Annotated in this window: 24 protein-coding genes; 20 read left to right on the top strand and 4 right to left on the bottom strand. The window is 35.8% G+C overall.

Annotated features, from left to right (window positions below):
* Positions 1–7 precede the first annotated feature (7 nt).
* From ACFOOI_RS12245 to ACFOOI_RS12280, 8 genes are all read left to right on the top strand, one after another.
* The gene (locus tag ACFOOI_RS12245; protein ID WP_379838267.1) at positions 8–397 is read left to right on the top strand and encodes a hypothetical protein; all 390 of its coding nucleotides are present in this window, start codon (positions 8–10) and stop codon (positions 395–397) included.
* A gap of 55 nt (positions 398–452) precedes the next feature.
* A complete protein-coding gene (locus ACFOOI_RS12250) occupies positions 453–1,397 on the top strand; it encodes a DUF5829 family protein (protein WP_379838268.1) in 945 nt (314 codons plus the stop codon).
* Positions 1,398–2,158: 761 nt separating this feature from the next.
* On the top strand, positions 2,159–3,523 hold the full coding sequence (locus ACFOOI_RS12255; protein ID WP_379834224.1) for an IS110 family transposase: 1,365 nt from the start codon (positions 2,159–2,161) through the stop codon (positions 3,521–3,523).
* Positions 3,524–3,558: 35 nt separating this feature from the next.
* Positions 3,559–4,206 carry a hypothetical protein gene (locus ACFOOI_RS12260; RefSeq protein ID WP_379838269.1) on the top strand — a complete coding sequence of 216 codons (648 nt, stop codon included), beginning with the start codon at positions 3,559–3,561 and terminating at the stop codon, positions 4,204–4,206.
* Positions 4,207–4,313: 107 nt separating this feature from the next.
* Complete coding sequence (locus ACFOOI_RS12265) at positions 4,314–4,844, top strand: hypothetical protein (protein WP_379838270.1); 531 nt, start codon at positions 4,314–4,316, stop codon at positions 4,842–4,844.
* Between the two features lie 539 nt (positions 4,845–5,383).
* Positions 5,384–5,818: a DUF4304 domain-containing protein gene (locus ACFOOI_RS12270; protein ID WP_379838271.1), complete on the top strand. Its 435-nt coding sequence runs from the start codon at positions 5,384–5,386 to the stop codon at positions 5,816–5,818.
* 273 nt (positions 5,819–6,091) lie between these two features.
* Complete coding sequence (locus ACFOOI_RS12275; protein ID WP_379838272.1) at positions 6,092–6,505, top strand: hypothetical protein; 414 nt, start codon at positions 6,092–6,094, stop codon at positions 6,503–6,505.
* Positions 6,506–6,591: 86 nt separating this feature from the next.
* Positions 6,592–7,125: a hypothetical protein gene (locus ACFOOI_RS12280; RefSeq protein ID WP_379838273.1), complete on the top strand. Its 534-nt coding sequence runs from the start codon at positions 6,592–6,594 to the stop codon at positions 7,123–7,125.
* A 15-nt stretch (positions 7,126–7,140) separates the two neighbouring features.
* Here the strand turns inward: ACFOOI_RS12280 and ACFOOI_RS12285 are convergent, their stop codons facing one another.
* Positions 7,141–8,031 carry an alpha/beta hydrolase gene (locus tag ACFOOI_RS12285; protein ID WP_379838274.1) on the bottom strand — a complete coding sequence of 297 codons (891 nt, stop codon included), beginning with the start codon at positions 8,029–8,031 and terminating at the stop codon, positions 7,141–7,143.
* Positions 8,032–8,095: 64 nt separating this feature from the next.
* On the bottom strand, positions 8,096–8,533 hold the full coding sequence (locus tag ACFOOI_RS12290) for a GNAT family N-acetyltransferase (protein ID WP_379838275.1): 438 nt from the start codon (positions 8,531–8,533) through the stop codon (positions 8,096–8,098).
* A gap of 629 nt (positions 8,534–9,162) precedes the next feature.
* Here ACFOOI_RS12290 and ACFOOI_RS12295 point away from each other — a divergent pair.
* Complete coding sequence (locus ACFOOI_RS12295; protein WP_379838276.1) at positions 9,163–9,438, top strand: DapH/DapD/GlmU-related protein; 276 nt, start codon at positions 9,163–9,165, stop codon at positions 9,436–9,438.
* A gap of 160 nt (positions 9,439–9,598) precedes the next feature.
* Here ACFOOI_RS12295 and ACFOOI_RS12300 read toward each other — a convergent pair whose 3' ends face one another.
* Together ACFOOI_RS12300 and ACFOOI_RS12305 are read right to left on the bottom strand one after the other, a co-directional pair.
* A complete protein-coding gene (locus tag ACFOOI_RS12300) occupies positions 9,599–10,567 on the bottom strand; it encodes a hypothetical protein (RefSeq protein ID WP_379838277.1) in 969 nt (322 codons plus the stop codon).
* Between the two features lie 172 nt (positions 10,568–10,739).
* The gene (locus ACFOOI_RS12305; RefSeq protein ID WP_379838278.1) at positions 10,740–11,759 is read right to left on the bottom strand and encodes a S66 peptidase family protein; all 1,020 of its coding nucleotides are present in this window, start codon (positions 11,757–11,759) and stop codon (positions 10,740–10,742) included.
* 208 nt (positions 11,760–11,967) lie between these two features.
* Between ACFOOI_RS12305 and ACFOOI_RS12310 the strand changes: the two genes are divergently transcribed.
* The 11 genes from ACFOOI_RS12310 (at position 11,968) to ACFOOI_RS12360 (ending at position 21,282) form a co-directional block, all read left to right on the top strand.
* Positions 11,968–12,738, top strand: a complete 771-nt coding sequence (locus ACFOOI_RS12310; RefSeq protein ID WP_379838279.1) for a LuxR C-terminal-related transcriptional regulator — start codon at positions 11,968–11,970, stop codon at positions 12,736–12,738.
* Between the two features lie 345 nt (positions 12,739–13,083).
* The gene (locus ACFOOI_RS12315; RefSeq protein WP_379838280.1) at positions 13,084–13,761 is read left to right on the top strand and encodes a DUF4386 domain-containing protein; all 678 of its coding nucleotides are present in this window, start codon (positions 13,084–13,086) and stop codon (positions 13,759–13,761) included.
* 187 nt (positions 13,762–13,948) lie between these two features.
* On the top strand, positions 13,949–14,338 hold the full coding sequence (locus ACFOOI_RS12320; RefSeq protein WP_379838281.1) for a hypothetical protein: 390 nt from the start codon (positions 13,949–13,951) through the stop codon (positions 14,336–14,338).
* Between the two features lie 102 nt (positions 14,339–14,440).
* Positions 14,441–14,935: a GyrI-like domain-containing protein gene (locus ACFOOI_RS12325; RefSeq protein WP_379838282.1), complete on the top strand. Its 495-nt coding sequence runs from the start codon at positions 14,441–14,443 to the stop codon at positions 14,933–14,935.
* A 47-nt stretch (positions 14,936–14,982) separates the two neighbouring features.
* Positions 14,983–15,588: a class I SAM-dependent methyltransferase gene (locus ACFOOI_RS12330; RefSeq protein ID WP_379838283.1), complete on the top strand. Its 606-nt coding sequence runs from the start codon at positions 14,983–14,985 to the stop codon at positions 15,586–15,588.
* Positions 15,589–15,671: 83 nt separating this feature from the next.
* Complete coding sequence (locus ACFOOI_RS12335) at positions 15,672–16,238, top strand: Crp/Fnr family transcriptional regulator (protein WP_379838284.1); 567 nt, start codon at positions 15,672–15,674, stop codon at positions 16,236–16,238.
* Positions 16,239–16,290: 52 nt separating this feature from the next.
* Complete coding sequence (locus tag ACFOOI_RS12340; RefSeq protein ID WP_379838285.1) at positions 16,291–17,028, top strand: SDR family oxidoreductase; 738 nt, start codon at positions 16,291–16,293, stop codon at positions 17,026–17,028.
* A 931-nt stretch (positions 17,029–17,959) separates the two neighbouring features.
* Complete coding sequence (locus ACFOOI_RS12345; RefSeq protein WP_379838286.1) at positions 17,960–18,526, top strand: helix-turn-helix domain-containing protein; 567 nt, start codon at positions 17,960–17,962, stop codon at positions 18,524–18,526.
* A 171-nt stretch (positions 18,527–18,697) separates the two neighbouring features.
* A complete protein-coding gene (locus tag ACFOOI_RS12350) occupies positions 18,698–19,288 on the top strand; it encodes a hypothetical protein (protein WP_379838287.1) in 591 nt (196 codons plus the stop codon).
* Positions 19,289–19,310: 22 nt separating this feature from the next.
* Positions 19,311–20,477 carry a serine hydrolase domain-containing protein gene (locus ACFOOI_RS12355; protein ID WP_379838288.1) on the top strand — a complete coding sequence of 389 codons (1,167 nt, stop codon included), beginning with the start codon at positions 19,311–19,313 and terminating at the stop codon, positions 20,475–20,477.
* A gap of 367 nt (positions 20,478–20,844) precedes the next feature.
* Positions 20,845–21,282, top strand: a complete 438-nt coding sequence (locus tag ACFOOI_RS12360; protein WP_379838289.1) for a DsrE family protein — start codon at positions 20,845–20,847, stop codon at positions 21,280–21,282.
* Positions 21,283–21,501: the final 219 nt, after the last annotated feature.

Consider the following 21,501-nt stretch of genomic DNA (forward strand, 5'->3'; position numbering starts at 1 on the left):
CAACACCATGATAAAATGTAAATTAATAGCTAACATCTTAGACTTGTTGCTTGACGGAGATAATGACGGACTAACACTCAGAAATCAGATTAATTTCTTGACAGATACAAGGTACAACTATACTGGAGCTGGCGTATTTGTTACATTTTCTCACTCAGACCAAATTTCTAAATACAAACTGGAAAGACACGAACTTGTAATTAATGGTGTAGACATTAAAGATGAAGCAGGAAATATTGACGCAGACGCACAAGTATTTGTAAAAAATGGACTCATTGATTATTTGGAAATTTGGTCAAGAACTGGCGATTACCCAGACAAAGAACTTGACAATTATACATTGACACAAGTTTGGGACAAATCACCAAGCAGACAGATAAAAAAAGCCAACGCATAATAAGGGTTTTGCATAAGGCGGGGTGACATGTTAAATTCAACATATCTGATTCTATTTGGCTTCAGTTCATGAGTGCCGAATCGCAGCAGCCCCAACACAGCCAAGCCCTAAACTTAGACATCAGTTTTATATGAGACATTACCTACTTATACTGTTAATAATAACGCGTTTATTTTCCTTTGGACAAACAAAGCCAAATAATAAAACTGATGTCAATACAATTTTCATTTGTATTGACAGTATTACCTACAAAAATTTATTTCAAAACAAGTTTCTAATAGACACTTTGTTTTTTTGTAAGGAGAGTCATCAAGAGACAAATGACAATTCGTATACAGGCAAATACTTTGTTGGAGAGTCTTCTACAATAGAATTTTTCCAACCAAAAAAATCTGATAAAGTTGGAGACAATTTGGGCGATTGGGGAATTGAATTTAAAACTCGTAAAATCGGCACCCTAGACGACATAATCGGAAAATCAAAATTGCTTAAATATCCAATTGATACTTCTACAACTACTTTTTTTGACAGTTTGACCATTATTCCTTGGTACAAAACTTTAAGCTACAAAACGTCCAAAAATGAATTATCGATTTTAGAATATCAAAATGATTACTTGGAGTATTTAGGGTTTACAAGTGACCAAATAAGTAGGTCAATGCCGTATTCTGAGTTTAATAGTATTTTGTCAAATGGGAAAAAATATCCCCGACAGTTCGCAATGGTAACCTATATAAAACTCTTTGCAGACAAAAAACTTATTGACGATTTGCAAAAGTTTGGTACGATAAATAATTGTAAAAAATTTAAAAATAAAATTTCTAATGGTGAAACAACAATTGAATTTATAGAAGTACAAAAGTTGCCAAAATTTCAAATAAAGGAAATAACAATTTCACTTTTGAATGAACAGAGTAATCGAAGTGTAAAAATTAGCGATAATCTCTGTTTAAAAATAAAGGGTAAAAGAGCTAAACTTATTTTTATGGACAACAAATAAATAACTTCTGCCACCACCTAAGCTTTCGAAGTGGCCAGCGGCTAAGCGATGAGAGCGAATGGCTCTTCTCAGCCCCAATACTAAGAAGCCCCTCCTTCGGTCTCAAGGCTGCAGATAAGAAAAGAGAAAAAAACATGACTTAAAAGCTTAACATATTATCTTTAACATTGGGAGAAGGGCAATCGTAACAAACATAAGTGTAACACCAATTTAGTGGTTTCAAAAAACAAAGAGAAAATTAGCCCCAAAACCGACCCAAAAGCAATTATTTAACCGTTAAATCAATAGTGGAGTGTGTTGTGTTTTTTATTCAAAATATTGATGTAAATTGGCATATTGTAAGAATTATATTGGAGTAAAAACACTCTTAAATTATCCAACAACAAACGCTCACAAATGAATATGTTACTTATAATAAACCAGTTAATACAAAAATAGACAATAACGATATAGATGCTACTTCTGGATTGGGGGGGTATACATATGTTACCAGCAATCCAGCATATAAGCCTCGCCCATTAACTTAGTATGCTAACGTGGAAGCACTTATGAAACAATTCCTTAAATTTGAAAACTCATTGCAAGGCCGATTTTTAAACTGTTGCGTAATAGCACGAGGGCAATCCTGGTTGGAGTGTGTGTCATAACTTAAGTGGCGGTTCTGTTCCGGTTACTATCAGAATACGAAACCCCGTTCAGAATATTTATTATTCCAAAAGAGCACTCCCTTTGAGTATTTTTTAAATTAAAACTCAAATTTTATGGATCAAAAAACTGAATCATTATCCATGGAAATTGTCAATCCTAATGCCGCAGGAATTGACATAGGTAGCCGCTCTCATTGGGTCTCAGTAGGTCAAAAAGAAAAAGACATCAAAGAGTTTGGTGTTTTTAATGAAGACCTTCAGTCCATTGCCGATTGGCTTGACGAAAACAAAGTAACCACTGTAGCCATGGAAAGCACGGGTACTTATTGGCAGGCACTTTATGCAGTTTTGATAAATCGCGGTTTTCAGGTGATTTTGTGTAATGGTAAATTTACCAAAAACATTAAAGGCCGTAAAACGGACATTCAAGACTGTGCTTGGATTCAAAAACTCCACAGTATTGGTCTTTTATCAGGTAGTTTTCTGCCCGATGAAGCCACCGAGCAACTACGGACTTATTGCAGACACAGAGCCAACTTACTTGACATGGCTGCAAGCACTCAAAAGAAGATGCAAAAATACCTGCGACTTCTTAATTTGAGACTGGACGTGGTAGTAAATGACATATGTGGACTTACAGGAATGGCAATAATAGAAGCAATTTGCAAAGGCGAAACAAAACCTGAAAAACTAGCAGAGCTTAGACATGGGAACTGTAGAAAATCAGAAGCTGAAATAGCTAAAGCTCTTGAAACTAATGGTAGAATGGACTATTTATTTGCTCTTCAGCAAGAACTTGATATGTATAAAATCATTCAAACAAAAATCACAGCTTGTGATACAGAAATAGAGAAAATGCTGAATAAGATTATTGATCAAGACGATAATAAAAGGCAACATTATATTGACAAAAAATCACATAAAAGGATCAATAAAAATACTCCCAAAAACATAGATTTAAACATAGTAGGCTACCAATATTTTGAAGGCGTTGACCTCATGGAAATTGAAGGTTTTTCGCATGGAACAATCCTGCATTTAATAAGTGAAGTTGGCTTAGAAGGTATAAAGAAATTCCAAACAGCCAAACAGTTTGCAAGTTGGTTAAGGTTAGCTCCCAATAATAAGAAAACTGGTGGTAAAATAATATCAAGTAAGGTTCCAAAAGGAAGTAATCGACTAAAAATAGCCTTAAGGAACGCTGCGAATGCAATTGGGAATTTAAAAGACTCAACTCCTTTAAGAGATTTTTTTCAGAGAATAAACTTTAAAAAAGGAAGAGTATCAGCAATTAGTGCTACTGCACGAAAATTGGCGGTAATAGTATGGAATATGGTAACAAAAGGTACAAGATACATAAACCCCGAAGGCTATTTGTTTTTAGATCAAAAAAGAAAGCTAGGCTTGGTCAAAAGAATTCAAAAACAAATTGATAAATTTGGATTGACAAGCGAAGACCTCGAAGTGATAATCAATTGATATTCAACGCATAAAAAAACGTTAGTCAGAATTAAATGAAAGAAATTAGTGAATATACTGAACTGAAATTCTATGAAGTCTTGAAACACAAAATAAGTATTCAGGACTTTGAGCAGTGGGTATATGAAACTAAAGAGCTCGAATCAGAATTACCTGAAGATACATACACAGATCTAATATCTTTAAATTACAAAGACAAGTACGCATACAATGAATTGGAAAAAATAGTTGAACCGTTTATTGATAACGGTAAATTTGAGATTAAACGGATTTCAAAATACTTAGAATCAATAATTGACAGGGATGAAAAATGTGCTGAGTCAATTGAAATGACTTATGATTTGTATTGTTCAGGCTATGCTTTTCTGAGACGACTTGGATTAACCTATGGACTTTTAATTTCTTGTCCGCCTGCAGGAAATTATCAAAAATCATGGAACGAGATTACCAAAGCAGTACAAGACGAATTATTAGATAAACTATATCCTGAAATTATTATTGATGCTAAAAATGCTTTGGAGTGGATTAATAAAGGAAAAATAATTATCAAAGACACAGTTAATGAAATTGGTGATTATGAATATGACGACTTGAGGAATCAAGAAGAAATCAACCAAGGCGAAATTGAAGTGATTGATTTGGATAAAAAAGAAAAGAAGAAAGGGTGGAAATTTTGGAAATAAAAAAAGCTGGTAACACTGTATATGAAATCATAGCACCCTGCGGGATACTACGCTTCATACACGTCACCGTCGGCTGCCAGCTTCCCGAAACACTAAAACTTTAAACTATGATGTATTTATTATGGGCTTTAATAAACATAGGACTGTTTCTTTTCTTTATTGCAGTTTCCTTTAAAGCGACGATACTCCTTAGAGAAAAACTTGGACTTTTTGCATCAGTCATCTTTGTGTTTGGACTTTTATCTTTTATTGGCCACTCTAGCAATGACAATGAAAACAAAGAGTCTAACTCTACCCAAATTAAGACTTGGGAATTTGCAAATGGGGATAGTTTGAAAATTAATGGAACAGATTTTCTTCACATTGATTTAGAAAAAACCTTATTTTCAAAATATGAATTAAGATTAAAATATGGTAAAGACAAAGAAAGAAATTTGGTTATTCCAATAAGTGCTTACTCTTCAAATAGTGGGTTCATAAGTGGGACAAACTGGAAACCATTTTCTATAAATATTAATGCAACGAATGACAAAAATAAATTTGAGTATATGGTATTGGGTATTGTTGAATGGAAAATACTTGGTATTGCATTTTATTTTGAACCAAAAGACTATACGGGTTTCTTGGTGACAAAATAAGCGGGAGGTCACCACCTAAGCTTTCGAAGTGGCCAACGGCCAAGCGATGAGAGCGAATGGCTCTTCTCAGCCCCAATACTAAGAAGCCCATCATTAGGTCTTAAGGCCGCAGATAAGACAAGAGAAAAAAACATGACTTAAAAACATAACATATAATCCCTTACAATAGGAGAAGGGCAATCGTAACAAACATAAGTGTAACACCAATTTGGCGGTTTCAAAAAACAAAGAGAAAATTAGACCCAAAACCGACCCAAAAACAAATATTTATCCGTTAAATCAATAGTAGAATGCGTTGTGTTTTTTATTCATAATATTGATGTAAATTGGCATATTGTAAGAATAAAAATGGAGTAAACACACTTCTAAATTATCCAACAACAAACGCTTACAAATGGATAAATTAGTTAACTCAAAAAAAAGACAATAACGATATAGATGCTACTTCTGGATTTTTTTTGGGGGGGGAATACATATTTTAGCTGCAAGTGTAGCGGACGACACAATAACCAAACGACTGACAAAAAAAGAAAGAAAATATGAGTAGTTCGGACAGAGACGAAATAAATAAGAACTTGAATGAAATTGTTGTTCCAGTATTGCGACAATTGAACTTCAAGGGTTCATTTCCGCACTTTAGACGACAGACAATTGAACGAATAAACCTTTTGACATTTCAGTTTGACAGAAGTGGTGGTGGTTTCGTTATTGAAATTGCAAACTGTAAACCAGACGGTTTTACGACTTCTTGGGGACTTGAGATTAAACCCAACAAGGTGACTGCACACGATATGAATAAAAGAAAGCGAATCCAATCAAATATGAATACAGAAAGTAGTTTAACTGAAGACTGGTTTCGTTACGACAAAAAACATTTATTTGGGTTAGGCGACATTTATAAAAAAGTTTGTAAGGACGTATTATCAAAACTTGACATTGCAAAAGACTATTGGGAAAATGGAGAACTTAACTAACGGACAAACACCAGCAGCTAACAGCTAAGCTTTCATCGTGTCCGCAGGACATGCGATTAAAGCAATTGGGCCAAGCAAGAATGCTCCCCTCTAATCAGTCCTCATCCTAAGAAGCCCCTCCTTTGGTCTCAAGGCCGCAGATAAGAAACAAGAAAAAAACATGACTTAAAAACATAACATATAATCCCTAACAACGGGACAAGGGCAATAACACCCTTTTAGTCTCAAGAACTAAGCGGAGCTAACAAGTTAACAACCATATAGCATAAAAAAATGAATCAAGCCGACATAAATGCAATACAGGAAAAATTGGGAATAGAATTGCCAACTTTTTATGTAGAAACCATGCTTAATTACCCATTCCCGAAAGACTCTTTTGGTGAGGAATTTATGCTGCCCAATAGTCCCGACATACTCTTGGATTGTAATGGAGTGTTTAGCAAAGAAGACAAGTGTTTTGCGGTTGGTTCCGATGGAGGAGAGTTCCTATATTACATAAAGCTTAATGGAAAAGAAACGGTTTACGTTTTTGACCTAGAAAAATCAGATGTTCACAATTCTATTGAGGCCCATAGCTGGAAGGCTTATTTGAAGAAAATCAAGAAAGTCCAAAAAGAAATCGAAGAAGATGAAAGACAAGAGGCAGAAAGGAAAAAAAATAAGAAATGGTGGCAGTTTTGGATATAAAAACGAATAGATGAAAACTAATAAAAGTATGAAAAGCACACGATGAAGTGAGACAATAAAACTCAAATTCACGAACCTACCACCCTATGTTACCGAAGTTACAAAAGATAGAATATCCAAAAACCTCGACTTTTATTACCAACTCCATTTTAGCATTTATTGGAGCTTATTTGGATTATAAACTTGATTCATTTTACCTATTTCCAATTCTGTTTTCCATTGGTACACCTTTGATAAACTTAAAAGGCAATTTCTGGAAGAAACTAAAGCTAACATTTGTAATAGCTATAAGTATAACTTCTATTATTTTACTAACAATTGGATTTTCTTTTGCTTTTGGATTTATACTTATACCCGTACTTTTGACTGGTTTTGCAGGAAGTTTATCGTTATGGATTTTTAGCTTAACTATAGAAAAAGTTAAACCACCCTTTTTAATTTATCTAATCACTTTTATTTTATATTTGGCCCCTTTAGTTGTAGCTGAACAACACCTCAATCAAGCAATATTCCCCAAGGTAGTAAGTTTAAGGATCGCAGTCTTGTGGTCATGGAGTCTAATAGTTTCACTTGGAGTAAGTTTTAGCATTAATCCCCGCTCTTCATTGTCTACAGACTAAGACCCAAACTTAACTCTACAATTCTTTCACAATATCCACTATTTGGTTCAATGCTTTTTTGGCTTCGCTCATTACTGGTAAAAATGGCCAAATGTGCGGCATGCCTTCGCCTTCAAAAACTTGAATTGGGATGTTTTCTTGTTTTAACTTTTGAACAAAAATTTCGGAATCTGGGTACATGATATCTCGTGTGGCCGTAAACAGGTAAGTGGGCACGAAACCTTTGAAACTACCAAAAAGCGGAGAGATGACTTCACTTTTGAGGTCTATGCTGCCCGCACACATTTGTTTGGCAGAAACTACGCCTTTTTTAGATAACATGATGTCTGTTTTATCTATTTCGCCTATTGCGGGGTTCGCCAAACTAGCATCTAACACCGGCGAAACCAGGACGATAGCCTTTGGCAAATCTTGGTGGGCTTTAATGAGACTTTGAACCAACAAAAGCATCAACGTGGCACCGAATGAGTCTCCCAAGAGTATTATGTTTTTTGAATCATACGTGGAGAGCGTGTCTCTATATACGGCTTCTATATTATGGTTAATTTCCGTAATTTGATGTTCGGGTGCTTTCGGGTAATCTATCAGTAAAGCCTTGGTTTTTGTATGCTTTACGATGTGAGCTAGGCTGTTCCAATGCAAATCAGATGGACCAGAAATAGAAGCCCCACCGTGGCAAAATAAGATAATATTTTCCGAAGATACCTGCAGGTCAAAAACCTCTGTAACTTTTGATTTTTCGATATTAAAAGACCTAAAACTTAGCCCTAAAACATCCTTAGTGGTAGGTGTATGCTTATCGTCTTTTCTCAGTTTCAAATAATCAATGGGCTCTTGCGAAAAGTCTTTTTTGATGCCTTTTAGTTTAATTACCAAGGCCGTGAGGTAGTAGGAGATGCTTTTCATGCTTATAATATTAGTCTTCGCAATGTCATCAAATTTTATATGAATTCAAAAAGATATGCAGGCACTATTTTTTCGCCCAAATTTCATACGGCATCTCAAATTTTATTTCATCTTCACCGTATGAGCCCATCGGCATCCACCCCGCTTGTCTATAAAAATAATCCGCCCTAGTGTTTGCTGTGGTACTAAGCCAAACCGTGGTTTTTGTTTTAGAAAAATACCAATCGAGCATTAATCGATGAAGCTCATATCCTATTCCTTTTTTCTCAAATTCTTGCTTTAAAAACAAAGCCCAAATATTATGGTCTACGAAGTCAACAATAGCAAAACCAACAATTTTGTTTTCTATTTCACAAACCCAGCCTTTGCCATTTTGAGTGATAAAGCTGTGGTAATCGGCGTAGGTAACTTTGTTAGGGTCTAACAATACGTTTTCATTTACAGAATTTCGAATAGTCTGCATTTGGTAAATGTCCTCCACTTTTGCTTCTCTAAAAATCATATTAAAACTAAGAATTTTTTGCCCTACCTCATTAATTCACGCGTATACAAAACTATAATTTTCGCCGCATATCCAAAGCACCTGCGGGCGTATGTTTTGGTATTTTGGTTTGTATTTTCTGTTTGGTTGGTATAAAATGACGTCTTTGGAGCCGTATTGGGAAATAGGGAAACGCTTATTAAAGTATTGCACTATTGTTTTTAATTTTGCTAAAGTTCAATAACCACCGCCTTCGGGTATGAAGACCTGTTGGTGGAAATAAATATAGTTTTTCAAAAAATGACGAAAGACTTAAGTAAACTATATATAAATTGAATCTGAATAAATTATATCAAAATTCTCAGTTAATGAATAAAACGATTTTTGACCGGATGCTGGATGGAGGTGTCATTCAAAACAGTGACCCTGATTTTCCGAAGGTTTTTGAGCAAGTAAGCCTCACTAAGAAGTTGAGCCTAAAATAAAATACAGAATCCGACGCTGAAAAAATTAGAGAAATATTAAGTGAAATTATAGGAAAAGAAGTCGATACTAGCACTACGGTTTTCACACCTTTTAATACCAATTTTGGCAAGCACATTACCATCGGAAAGAACGTATTTGTAAATCAAGGCTGTACTTTTTTAGATTTGGGAGGAATACATATTGAAGATGATGTGCTGATAGGGCCTAATGTGCAGTTAATTACAGAGAACCATGCTATTAACCCTGCCGAACGAAAAGCTCTAATTTTAAATAAAATAATAATAGAAAAGAATGTTTGGATTGCCGCTGGAGCAATCATTCTGCCGGGCATTACAGTGGGCCAAAACTCAGTTGTGGCGGCTGGGGCAGTAGTAACCAAAGATGTGCCTGCCAATACCGTTGTGGCTGGAGTACCTGCCAAAGTAATTAAGAATTTGTAAGAAAGGGATTATTCCACTTCTCCTTTTTCTCCTGAATAAGTAGCCGCATCCATCGAACTTTAGGTCTTTCTTTTAAAAAAAAACACCCCTCCATAAACCAAAAAAATGGCGAAAGAACCATTACGTTCTTCCGCCATAAAATGTTTCGTGTTAAATAATTTTAATTTCCGCGTTTTGTGCTTTTTTTGGTGGTAGGCGTAGTGGAACTTGGCGTTGAGTTTCGCGACCTCGACGAACCTGTGCTCGGCGTAGGATTTGCTCTTTTTTCTCCTCTTGAAGTTCTCGTTTCTGGTGTGCTCGGGTTTGTCCGTGCTGGGCTCGACTGCGTGCCTCTACTCCTATCGTTTCGATTGTCACGCGTGTTTGGAGTTCGCGTATTGTCCATTCTTCGACTTCTGTCCAAATCCGCCTTGTTTCTAACGTCCTTGTTTCGGTTGTCAAACGAGCCGTTGGGCTGCTTGCTCGAGTAGTCGTCTCTCCGTACCTGACTTTGTAGTTTTGGGGCAAGGGTGCTTCTTCTCTCGTTGGTAAAATTGTACGTGTTTTTTACGTTTCGTCTTACCACCACATGATTTACATACCTATTTACAGGCCATGGATTCCAAGGGCGGTAGTAGCTCGGATAATTTGAATAATAAAACGGTGACTGCCAGGGAGCATAATAGGGCGACCAAAACAAATCCATATAAAACGGTCTGCCGTAGTAAACGGGATTTATGATGTAGTTGTTCCCATAAAAATACGGGTTACCAATCACCTGCACATATGGGCTGCTGTTGTAGTTTCGGTCTACATCGATGGTGGCCACGTCTTGAAATACGTTATTACCCAATGCCGCTTGGATGGTTATCAGGTGGGCGGTTCCTTCTACCGACTCTACCACTCTGAGGTAATCTATGAAGCCGTCGTTGTTAAGATCAAGGTTAGACAAATGCTCGTTTTCGTCGTTTAGTATTCGCTCAAACTCCTCCAAGTTTCTGACCTCACCAAACACCGATGCCACGGCTTGCAGGTCTAAATTATCGGCAATATCGGGGCTCGTTACCTGAATATTTGTATTTTTTTGACTTACGCATCCACTGAAAACCAGCAGCAGAATAAGCAAATACGGAATTGTGTTATTTTTCATAATTATGCTATTTATATAAGTAAACTTAAGCTATAAAAATATCATTCCCTATGACATTGAGTAGGTTTTGGGGTATTACTCCGATCGTTTTTAGGCGAGTGAAGTTATTAAAACTCTTATTTTATACTCCTAAAAAAATCAGAAACTTCAATATATCCGTGGCTTTTGACCTTTAAAGCACCGCAGCTTCTAAAAACTGAATAATACCCATGTCGGCGTTTATTTCTGCTTCTAAGCCAACTGGCATTGTAAATTTATTGGCAATATGACCGATCATGGCACCTGCAAAAGCCGGTTTTTTAGTTGGTTTTAAGTGGTCTTCCCAGAGGTCTTCGAGAGTAAGTGAGCCATAGCTGCCAGAGCCGGGTTCACACTTAGTACATTTACCAAAAACAAAGCCGTTCATTTTGTCAAAAGCCCCACAAAGTTTTAGGTGATTGAGCATTCTGTCTATACGATAGGGGGCTTCTTCCACGTCTTCACAAAACAATATGGCGTTTTTGAAATCGGGCACATAGTCAGAACCCAAAATATGACAAAGAACGGTCAAGTTGCCGCCCACCAATTTACCTCGACTGCTGCCCTTGTTTATCGTGGTGATGCGGTCGTCTACCTGTGTGAGGTTGTCGCCCTTACTTTTGGGATTTTCGTATTTAACTTTTTCGGCGTTCATCAGTACACTTTTAAAGTAATTCACCGAAAACTCATTCCAGGTGGAGCTGCCCACAGGCCCATGAAAAGTCACGAGCCCCGTTTTAGCATGTATACCGAGCAGCAAAGCCGTTACGTCAGAATACCCCACTATTACCTTCGGATTCTTTTTTATGACATCGTAGTTTAGCAAAGGCAAAAGCCTCGCACAGCCCCAGCCGCCATGCACACACACAATGCCGCTTACATCCGTATCGGCAAACATGTCGTTGAGGTCGGCGGCACGATCCTCGTCTGTACCCGCCAAATATCCGTATCGCTTCCAAATGTTTTTACCCAGTTTAACTTTAAAACCCAAAGCCTCCATAGACTCCACCACCACCTGCACGCCCTCTTTGTTAAAAGCCGGTGCAGCCGGACAAACCAACCCTATGGTGTCCCCTATTTTTAGCCGTTTGGCTTTTATAATAGCTCCAGTTTCTACAGACAGCCCCAGTGCGGGAGCAATAGCGATGTTTTGAAGGAAGTTTCTACGGTTCATGGTTTTTTATGATTGTTTAAAAGCAAGTAAAAATATACCAATAAAATCAAATTACCGATTGCATGAAAAAGTAAATTGAAGCGATAGGGTAAATTGGAGGTAAGCTTTGGGCAATTAAACAGATCTTGGGGAAATAGTAAAATTATCGTCTAAATTTGTCAGATTAATAATCAATGAAAACTTAATTAGCAATAGCTCTTCCATAAATATGGCTGAACAGAATAGTATCGAAGACATATTTTTAAAGTTTCTTAATGAATTTCAATTTGATGAAGAAGCTCTGGATTACTCATTGGTAAAAAAACACGCCCAAATTTTACAAACGCTATCTGACATTGGCAACTCAGGCACTGGGATATTTGATTTTAGTAAAAGAAAAATTATTTTTTATTCTTCAAACTATGGCGGTTTACTCGGCTATAGACCAACGGATTATGAAAAAACGGGACAAACATTTTTTGCGGAGAAGATTCACCCCGATGATGCCCATAAATTGAGCAAAAATGGGGTTACTATTTTAAAACTAATGCGTAAGTTTTCGAATGATGAAAAACTAAATCACAAACATGTCTACGAATACAGAATACGTAATGCTGAAAACAAATATGTAAGATTAATAGAACAATATCAGGTTTTGGAACTAGATGCCAAAGGCCAACCTTGGCTAATGCTCATCATCCAAGATTTATCTCCAAGTCAGAACGAAGCCGAAGGCTGCAAATGTCAAATGCTTAACTTCAGAACAGGCCAAATAATACCAATAGAAGTACCAGCTAAAGTCGAATTTGAGCTTACAAAAAGAGAACTAGAGATTTTAAAATTTGTCAAAGAAGGATTATTAAGTAAGGAAATTTCGGATAAATTATCGATAAGCGTTCACACCGTAAACACACACCGCCAACGGTTTTTGGAAAAACTAGGGGCAAACAATTCTCTGGAAGCCGTTATTTTTGCTTCCAAATTTGGGCTTTTAGACTAAACAGTACTGATAAATCAGTATTGTAGGAACTCAAATATCAAGTGAAATTTGTGGAATAATTCACTTAATATTATTTAGATGCTCTACAAAAATCTCATCTTTCTATTTATTTATGGTTCGCCATATGCTCGGTTTTCTTCCGAAGCTACTTGCCGTGTAGTTTTTAGTTGCTCCGCCAAAAAGCTCACTTAAAACCACGTGAGAGTAAGTTCTTTATACAGGTAAAAACCAAGCTTTAAAGAACAACAATAAAAATCAAATAGAGGAAGAAAAACAGCATAATACCCTCCATTAGTCTTCAAAGTAGAATTTTAGAAATGATTACACGTAAAAATAATCGTAACCATGAACGCAAAAAGAAAATCAGCTTTTAGAATCGGGGCTTTATTTATCATTGCCGCGGTAACTTCAATTATTGGCCTGAATTTGTATAACCCAATACTACAAGATTCGAACTTTATTATAAAGAGCCCAAGTTCTGGGAATCAAATTTTCTGGGGAGCTTTTATGGAAATAATTTTGGTATTTTCAGTGATAGGCACATCCGTAACTTTCTATCCTGTACTAAAAAAGCACAACGAATCTCTTGCTATCGCTGCGGTATGTTTTAGAGTGCTAGAAGCAGTTATTATAACTCTTGGTATCATTAGTTTATTGGCTATCATTAGTCTAAATAACGAATATATTTCAGAAGGCGAATCTCAAAGCTCTACCTATTTAATTATAGGCAAGCTGATGGTTTCAATCCATAATTGGACTTTTTTATTCGGACCCAATATTGCCTTAGGGCCAAGTACTTTTATGACATCTTATATACTTTATAAAAATAATCTTGTGCCAAAGTTTATTGCCATATTGGGCTTAATCGGTGGGCCTATGATTTGTTTGAGTGGAATATTTGTAATGTTTGGTCTTTTTTCACAACTTTCTATTTGGGGTTTAATAACCGCCATTCCTGTATTTTTCTACGAAATGAGCTTGGCAATTCGGTTGATTGTGAAAGGTTTTAAAACCCAGGATTAAATAAAAACCAGCAATTTATCTGCTAAATGCGACAAACCTTATCAAACCACACGATGCATCCTAAAAGTCAAGCAACAAAAGTATTGGAATAAAGAAAAAAAGGTGTTGATTTGGCGTAAAATTCAAAAAAGCAACCGAAAAGCATTCGTTTACAAACAAGCAATGAAAATAAAAACCTCTCTTATCTATGACTACCCATATTACTTTTCTGCGGATTGGGCTTGCGGTTATATTTATGTCACACAGCGTACCTGGCATGTTCAATAACGGAGTCAACGATTTTGGAAACCTATATCTTAACGAAGTAGGATTTTCGCCCTTTGGCCTACCTTTGGCTTGGGCCATAAAGCTATCCCATGTTGCTTTAGTGATTTCATTGCTTACCAATAAATACCTTAAAATAAATGCTATTATAACTATACTTGTGCTTTTGTTCGGTATCGGAATGATACATGTGCACGAGGGTTGGTTTGTAGTTGGTGGCGGTCGAAATGGGGTAGAGTTTAACTTTATACTAATTATGTGCTTGCTACACCTAATGTATCCAAATTTTTTAAAAGTTATAAAAAAACACTAATTTCTAAAAGATAAAAATAAAACGAAAAACAGCTAAATTTGAATGAAAACAGTTGTTAATAATTATAATTCCAAGCACCTTAAAATTTAACAATTAAAGAAAATGGCAAATTATAAAGCAGTAATATCAGAAAATGCCGAGAAACCATATGCAGCTCTTCGCAGAGAAGTTGCACAACAAGAAATCCCAAATGAGATTCCTCCCTTAGTTGATGTTTTGTTGAATTTACTTCAGGAAGCTAATATCAAACCAAACGGAGAATGTTTCTTCAGATATATATCATGCTCGAACGACGGGCAAATGGTGATAGAAGCGGGTTTTCCTGTTGAAAAAGTAGACTTAAAATCTGAAATTATCCAATTCGGTTCTTTCCCAGAAGGCAAATACCTAAGCGTAATCCACGATGGAGACTATGGAAATTTAATTGAGGCCCACAAATATTTAGAAAATTACGCCAAAACGAATAATTTGACGCTAGACGAAAGTAAAACTGAATCAGGCGTTGTATGGGGAAGCAGAGCAGAAATTTATTTGACCGAGCCTGACTTGACCCCAATTGAAGACTGGAAAACAGAAGTTTCATTTCTTCTAAAATAGAAAGTTTCCTACACGAGTGAAATTTTGGAAGAAAAAATTTGTAAATAATGGGTGAGTTTTGGGAAGAAGCATTTAAAGACAAAAAAGAAATGTGGGGTTTAGAACCCGCTAAGTCTACCGTTTTGACAAAAGATTTTTTTGTTGAACATAAAATTAAAAACATTCTAATTCCAGGAATTGGATACGGAAGAAACGCACAAGTTTTTGTGGACAGTGGAATGAATGTTACAGGAATTGAAATTTCACAAACCGCCATTGATTTAGCTCACGAACATTTTGGCACTGACATAAAAATTCATCACGGATCGGTAACCGAAATGCCTTTTGATGACAACTTGTATGACGGAATATTTTGTTACGGGTTAATTTACCTATTAGACCAAGACGAAAGAAAAAAGCTAATTCAAGACTGTTTTAAGCAACTAACTAAAAACGGATATATGGTTTTTACGGCCATAACAAAAGATGCCCAAACATACGGACAAGGAACACAGATAAGTAAAGACCGATTTGAAATGTTTGGTGGGGTTAAAATTTTCTTTTACGACCAAGAAACCATAGAGGAAGAATTTGGAAACTGTGGACTTTTTGAAGTATCAGAAGTGATGGAGAATTACCCGTTTTATTTAATAAAGTGTGAAAAAGTTGTGTAGGAATTTGATGAGAATCTGCCCATTAGAAACACTTTTTACCAAATGGTAAATCATAGCAGTGTTCAATTACTAATTTTGCCAAAATGGAAGAATTGATAGCATATATTTTGAAATTCGGCAGCCTCAACAAACAACAAATAGACCTAGTTGCCAGTAAAGTCAAACAAATAGAGCTTGACAAGGACGAGTATTTTTCGGAAGCTGGTAAAATCCCCAGACAAGTCGGTTTTGTTCTGAATGGCGTGGTTCGTGGTTGCTATTACAACAATAAAGGCGAAGAAATTACACGTTGCTTTATTTCCGAAAATAATTTAGCCGTAGATTATGCAAATTTTGAAACCAACACCGCATCTGCCGAATACATACAAGCCAGCACCGATTGCAAACTCATTGTATTTTCAAAACAAGATTGGGACGAACTTTCACACACGATAGTGGGCTGGGACAACATCAAAAACAAAATGGTCCAACAGTGCCTTTATCAAAAATCTAGAAAAAGTCCGGTAATTTCACAAGACGCAACCACTCGATATTTAGAATTTTTAGAGAACTACCCTACCCTAGCAAACCGTGTTGCCCTTTCTCATATTGCTTCCTACTTGGGTGTTACACAGCAATCATTGAGCAGAATAAGGAAAAACATTAAATGACTTCATTTTTTATAGTGAAACCTTTGTACATTAAATTTTAAAACAAAGAAAAATGAAGTCCGCATTTATCACTGGAGCCAACAAAGGCATTGGCTTTGAGACAGCCAAACAACTCTTACAAAAAGGGTTTTACGTTTATCTCGGAAGTCGAAATTTGGAGAATGGCACAAAGGCCCTTGAGAAATTGAAAGCCGAAAACTTAACAAACGTTGAAGTTATTGAAATTGATGTAAGCGAAAGTGATTCGGTAAAAAATGCCCGAATTGAAATCGGAAAGAAAACAGATGTTTTGGATGTATTAATCAACAATGCTGGTATAAATGGCGGAGAACCCTATACCGCATTGGCAGCAAGTAGCGATCAATTTTTAGCCACATTTAACACGAATGTATTTGGCGTGGAAAGAGTTACCCAAGCATTTATTGATTTATTACGGAAATCGCCCGAACCTAGAATTGTGAATGTGAGCACGAGTGTTGGCTCACTTACACTGCAAAGCGACCCTTATTGGATGGCTTATGACTTCGCAAAATATGCGGTGTATGGTGCATCAAAAGCGGCTTTGAATATGTTTACCGTTCATTTAGCTTACGAACTTCGTGGCACAGCTTTTAAAGTAAATGCCGTTTGCCCAGGATATACCAAAACAGATTTTACAGGCTATAACGGTGGAGAGGTCGCAGAAGCAGGACAACGCATCGTAAAATATGCCTTGTTAGACAAAGATGGGGTAACGGGCAAATTCATCAGTGAAGAAACTAACCCAACAACAGGAGAAATTCCTTGGTAAAAGCCGCTGCCGTGCTGTTTTTTTTGTTGGTACGCCACTCCGAATCGTTTTTTTGAAGGGGCCCGCCGACAAGAAAAATGAAAGCCTAGGCGGCAGCCGACACAAAGTAGATAGGCGGCCGGTTTTGCTAAAGGAAAAAAATAGCTTGATTGGCAATTCGAGGCTAATTTGTTCATTAAGAATACTTTAGTCGGACGCCATTAATTGGGTTTTATTTTTTAGAACTATTTGCCGTGCTCTCAACATTAGACCGTTTATCAAATATTGGCCAGGCTAAGTTGGGTAGCAAATCTAATTTTGGTTACTTTATACTTTGAAAAACTCGCAAACTGAGATAATCAAAAAATTAGGCGTTTGCCTTGTTGTCAATAAAGAATTTATGCAATATATCATTGGTGTTTTTATATCATTTTTTCTTTCAATTATTCTTTTTACCAAAAAAGGAAGAAATCAAGCAGATGTCATTTTGGCTATATGGATATTTTGTATTGGAATTCACCTTCTTTCCTATTATTCGTTTATATCTGGCCTTATAAATGTTTATCCGAGCATTGTTTGGGTAAACTTTTCTTTACCTTTTTTACATGGCCCTTTGCTGTTTTTGTATGCTACCTCATTAAGCTATAATAGAAAACTAAATTTATCTATTTCTGCACTGCATTTCTTTTTGCCTTTGCTTGTGCTCTTTTTGTTTTCACCCTTTTTATTCAAAACATATACCGAAAAGTTAGACATCATTAAAAATAATGGAGCGGACTATAAACTATTAATTTTCACAACTTCTATAATGTTAAATGTTTCCGGCCTTATATATATTTTTATTACAAATAGAGTGCTTCAGCGGCACAAAAAAAGAATTTTGGATGAATTTTCATACCAAGAAAAAATAAACCTCAATTGGCTTAGGTTCTTGTTTTATGGGATGGCCTTATTGTGGTTTATAATAATAATAAATGGAAGTGATGAATTAATTTTTTCAGTAACTGCTCTTTTTATAATATTCATTGGGTATTTCGGTATCAAACAAGTTGGGATATTTACCAACAAACAGGGCTTAGATGTAGATTTGGAGTCGAAAATTCTCTTTGATTCTTTACTAGTAGAAACAGTAATTGAAAAACAAAAATATGCTAAATCAGGATTAAGTAAAGAAGCCGAAAACGAATTACACAAAAAATTGACTTGCTTGATGAAGGCTGATCGATTGTTTACAAACCCAGAACTTAATTTAAGTGAGCTAGCAACTCGACTTAATATCCACCCCAATTATCTTTCTCAAACTATAAATGAAAGAGAAGGAGTAAACTTCTATGATTATGTAAATAACCTTAGGATAGAAGAATTTAAGCGTTTAATCTCAATTCCTGAAAACCAAAAATATACCTTTTTAGCACTGGCTTTTGACTGTGGTTTTAATTCTAAGTCTGCGTTTAACCGCTTTTTCAAAAAATCAACTGGCCTTTCACCTTCTGAATATTTAACAAAAAATGTGAAATAGTTAACCACCATGGGGTCGATTCTCAGGGAGACTAAATTTCTTTAATTATAAATTTCACATAACTAGCTTACTAAAAATAACTTACAAAATAACTTGTGCCTCCTTACAAGTTGGGGCGAATACCCGTTTTAAATCTCTGAATATTGCAATTCAATTTTTAAAACGTAAAAAATGCTCCAAAAAAATTATTTCAAAATACTGTTATCTACAGTTTGCTTGCTAAATCTTTCAACCGTACATGGTCAGTTTAGCCCAAAATCTATCCGTTTTTCATTTGCAAATGAAGCCTTGATTTTGCCCTCTTGGAAAATTTATCAAAGTCCCATTAATCCTACATTATTAATTGGAATTGACACCAAAATAAAGTCAAATAAAAACTGGCAAACAGCCAAAGGAATAGAACTGGGTTATTTCTATCAACGCAGCAATGAAAGTGCCTTAATGCTTGATATAAACTATGCAAAAGGATATAAAATTGGAAGAATACAACCCATGTTTTTGGCTGCAATAGGGGCAAAACAAATTCTACCCTACAGTGAAGCTTTTCGGCTTAAAGACGGACAATATGAAAAGTCTAGGGCATTTGGAAGGACCCAACTCGCCACTAAACTTGGCTTAGGCTTAGCGTATGCTGTTTCTGAAAAAGTGAGTATAACAGCAGACTACAAAGTGATGCTCTCTCTTCCATACTCAAAAAACTTCCCGTTTTCTCCTCACACGTTTTTAGGCGTAGGATTAAGAATAAATCTCCAAAAAAATTAAGAATTTTTAAAATAATAATAAAATGAAATTGATAAAAAACATAGCCATTATAAGTATTTTGACTGCTGGCGTTTCGTGTGAAAAAACCGAAAATATAGTTCCTGATTTTCCTTGTACAAAAGAAATAAATAACCACCCAAATGCTGCAAAATATCAAAAACTTATGGAAAGATTATTGCAAATAGGTATTCCTGGAGTAACAATGACCGTTATAACGCCTGAAGGAACTTTTAGTAAAACTGGCGGAAAAGCAGATATTAAAAACAATATTAGCTTATCCCCTTGCCATACCATGCGAGTAGGAAGTGTGACAAAAATCTTTACGTCAGTTGCAATACTCAAGCTACAAGACGAAGGCAAATTGAATATTGATGACAAAATAAACAAATACCTACCCAGCACAATCACAGATAAGTTGCCCAATGGAAACGATGCTACAATAAAACAACTCTTGCGGCATCAGTCTGGGATTCCAGAATATTCAACAATTTCCAACAATTTATTAATCTCCAATTATTCTATAAAAAGGCAATCCGCGGCTGAAATTATATCAAACATCCTTGAGAAAAAAGCCGTTTTTTCAGCAGGAAAAGGCCAAGAATATTCCAATACCAACTACATACTTCTTGGAATGATCCTAAAATCAATTTCTGGAAAATCTGCAAATGAAGTACTTAAAGAAAAAATAATTTCCCCACTTGACTTACAAAACACTTTCGTAAGCAATGAAATCCCTAGTTCACTTTCGCGGGCATACAATGATATTCATGATAAAGGCTTGATGGTAGACAGGACAGAAATAGAAAACAATGCTGTAGGTGGCGAAGACATTTTAGATGGGGGTATTATTTCAAACTCTTTCGACTTAGCCACATTTTTGCATGCTTTAACTTCGGGTCAAATACTCTCTCCAAAAGCGTTTGCTCAAATGAAGGAATTCATTACGATCACCCAAGACTTAGGCGACTTAACACATATAAAAGAATACGGCCTTGGCCTAATGAAATTAGAAACAGACCATGGAATAGCTATTGGGCACTACGGAAGTGTGCAGAGTTTCAATGCCTTACTTTATCATTTTCCAGACCAAAAAGTTACAGTTGCTATAATTCGAAATGGAGAATCGACTGAAATCAAAAAAGTCTTTGAAAGTAAGGAGCTATTCAATTACTTATTCGAAAACAAATAAACCGTCACTTTGTGTTACAGACTTCCTATACCGTTCAAAGCACACTAAAATTCAGTATAAAAAGTAATCTATTCTTAATCGCTATTTTAATGCTTTATTTTTCCGCATCATGATATTTGTATGGTATTTATGACTAGATAGGACTTTGAGTTTCATCAGTGAGTAATTACAATTGGAAATAGCCCCTTAGGCAACTAGGCAAAAATAGTTTGTATGGGATGCATGTACTATTTTAGGGTGATTAATTTATAGGCTTTCCTTTTGCTAAAGCTTTTATTCAGCTAAATTTGAATAAACAGGCCTTATTAACTTAAACGTTCATACCTTTTAACTACGAATTTTTAAATTATTTGAAAAAATGTATAAAATGAAAAATATATCCCCTATGGTATTTATAATTTTATTGTTTGGGAATTATCTCGCTTTGGGACAGACTACTGAAACGATAGATAAAATCGAAAAATCAATAAAAGCTGATGGAAAGTATGCAATTCTTGCTGGTAATTATAAACATTTTGAAGGGTCAGTAAGAACCGGCCTGAGAATGCGAAATGGGAATCCTAATCTACAGTTTCAAATTGTTCTAATAGGCATGGTAGTGAAAGAAATAACGACAGATAAAAACTTGTTGGCCTTGGTAGAAGACTGCAAAACTGCAGGAATACAGATAGTTATTTGTCAAAATGCCATGAAAGCCTTGGGAGTCTCTAAGTCGGACCTTCATCCCTACCTAGAAACAACCTCTAGTGGATTCCTTTACATGTTTGGTTTACAAGAGAATGGCTTCAAGGTGATTACGCTGTGAAATCAAAACTCCTTAAGATGATTTATTCGGGTTGATTCCAAATGGCTTTCCTTTATTACTTCGTTTGATTTCAGTTTTAGAAATTCAAATTTATAGATCGATTTAACCATTTCGATTGGCTGCAGTTTAGAAGCCGTTGCATTTATGAGTTCCTGTGGCTTTTCAGGCCTTCACTCAGACCATTCATTGAAGCTACAATCTAATAATTTGGTTTCTAAG

This window comes from Lacihabitans lacunae, from assembly GCF_042649125.1.
GTDB lineage: Bacteria > Bacteroidota > Bacteroidia > Cytophagales > Spirosomataceae > Leadbetterella > Leadbetterella lacunae.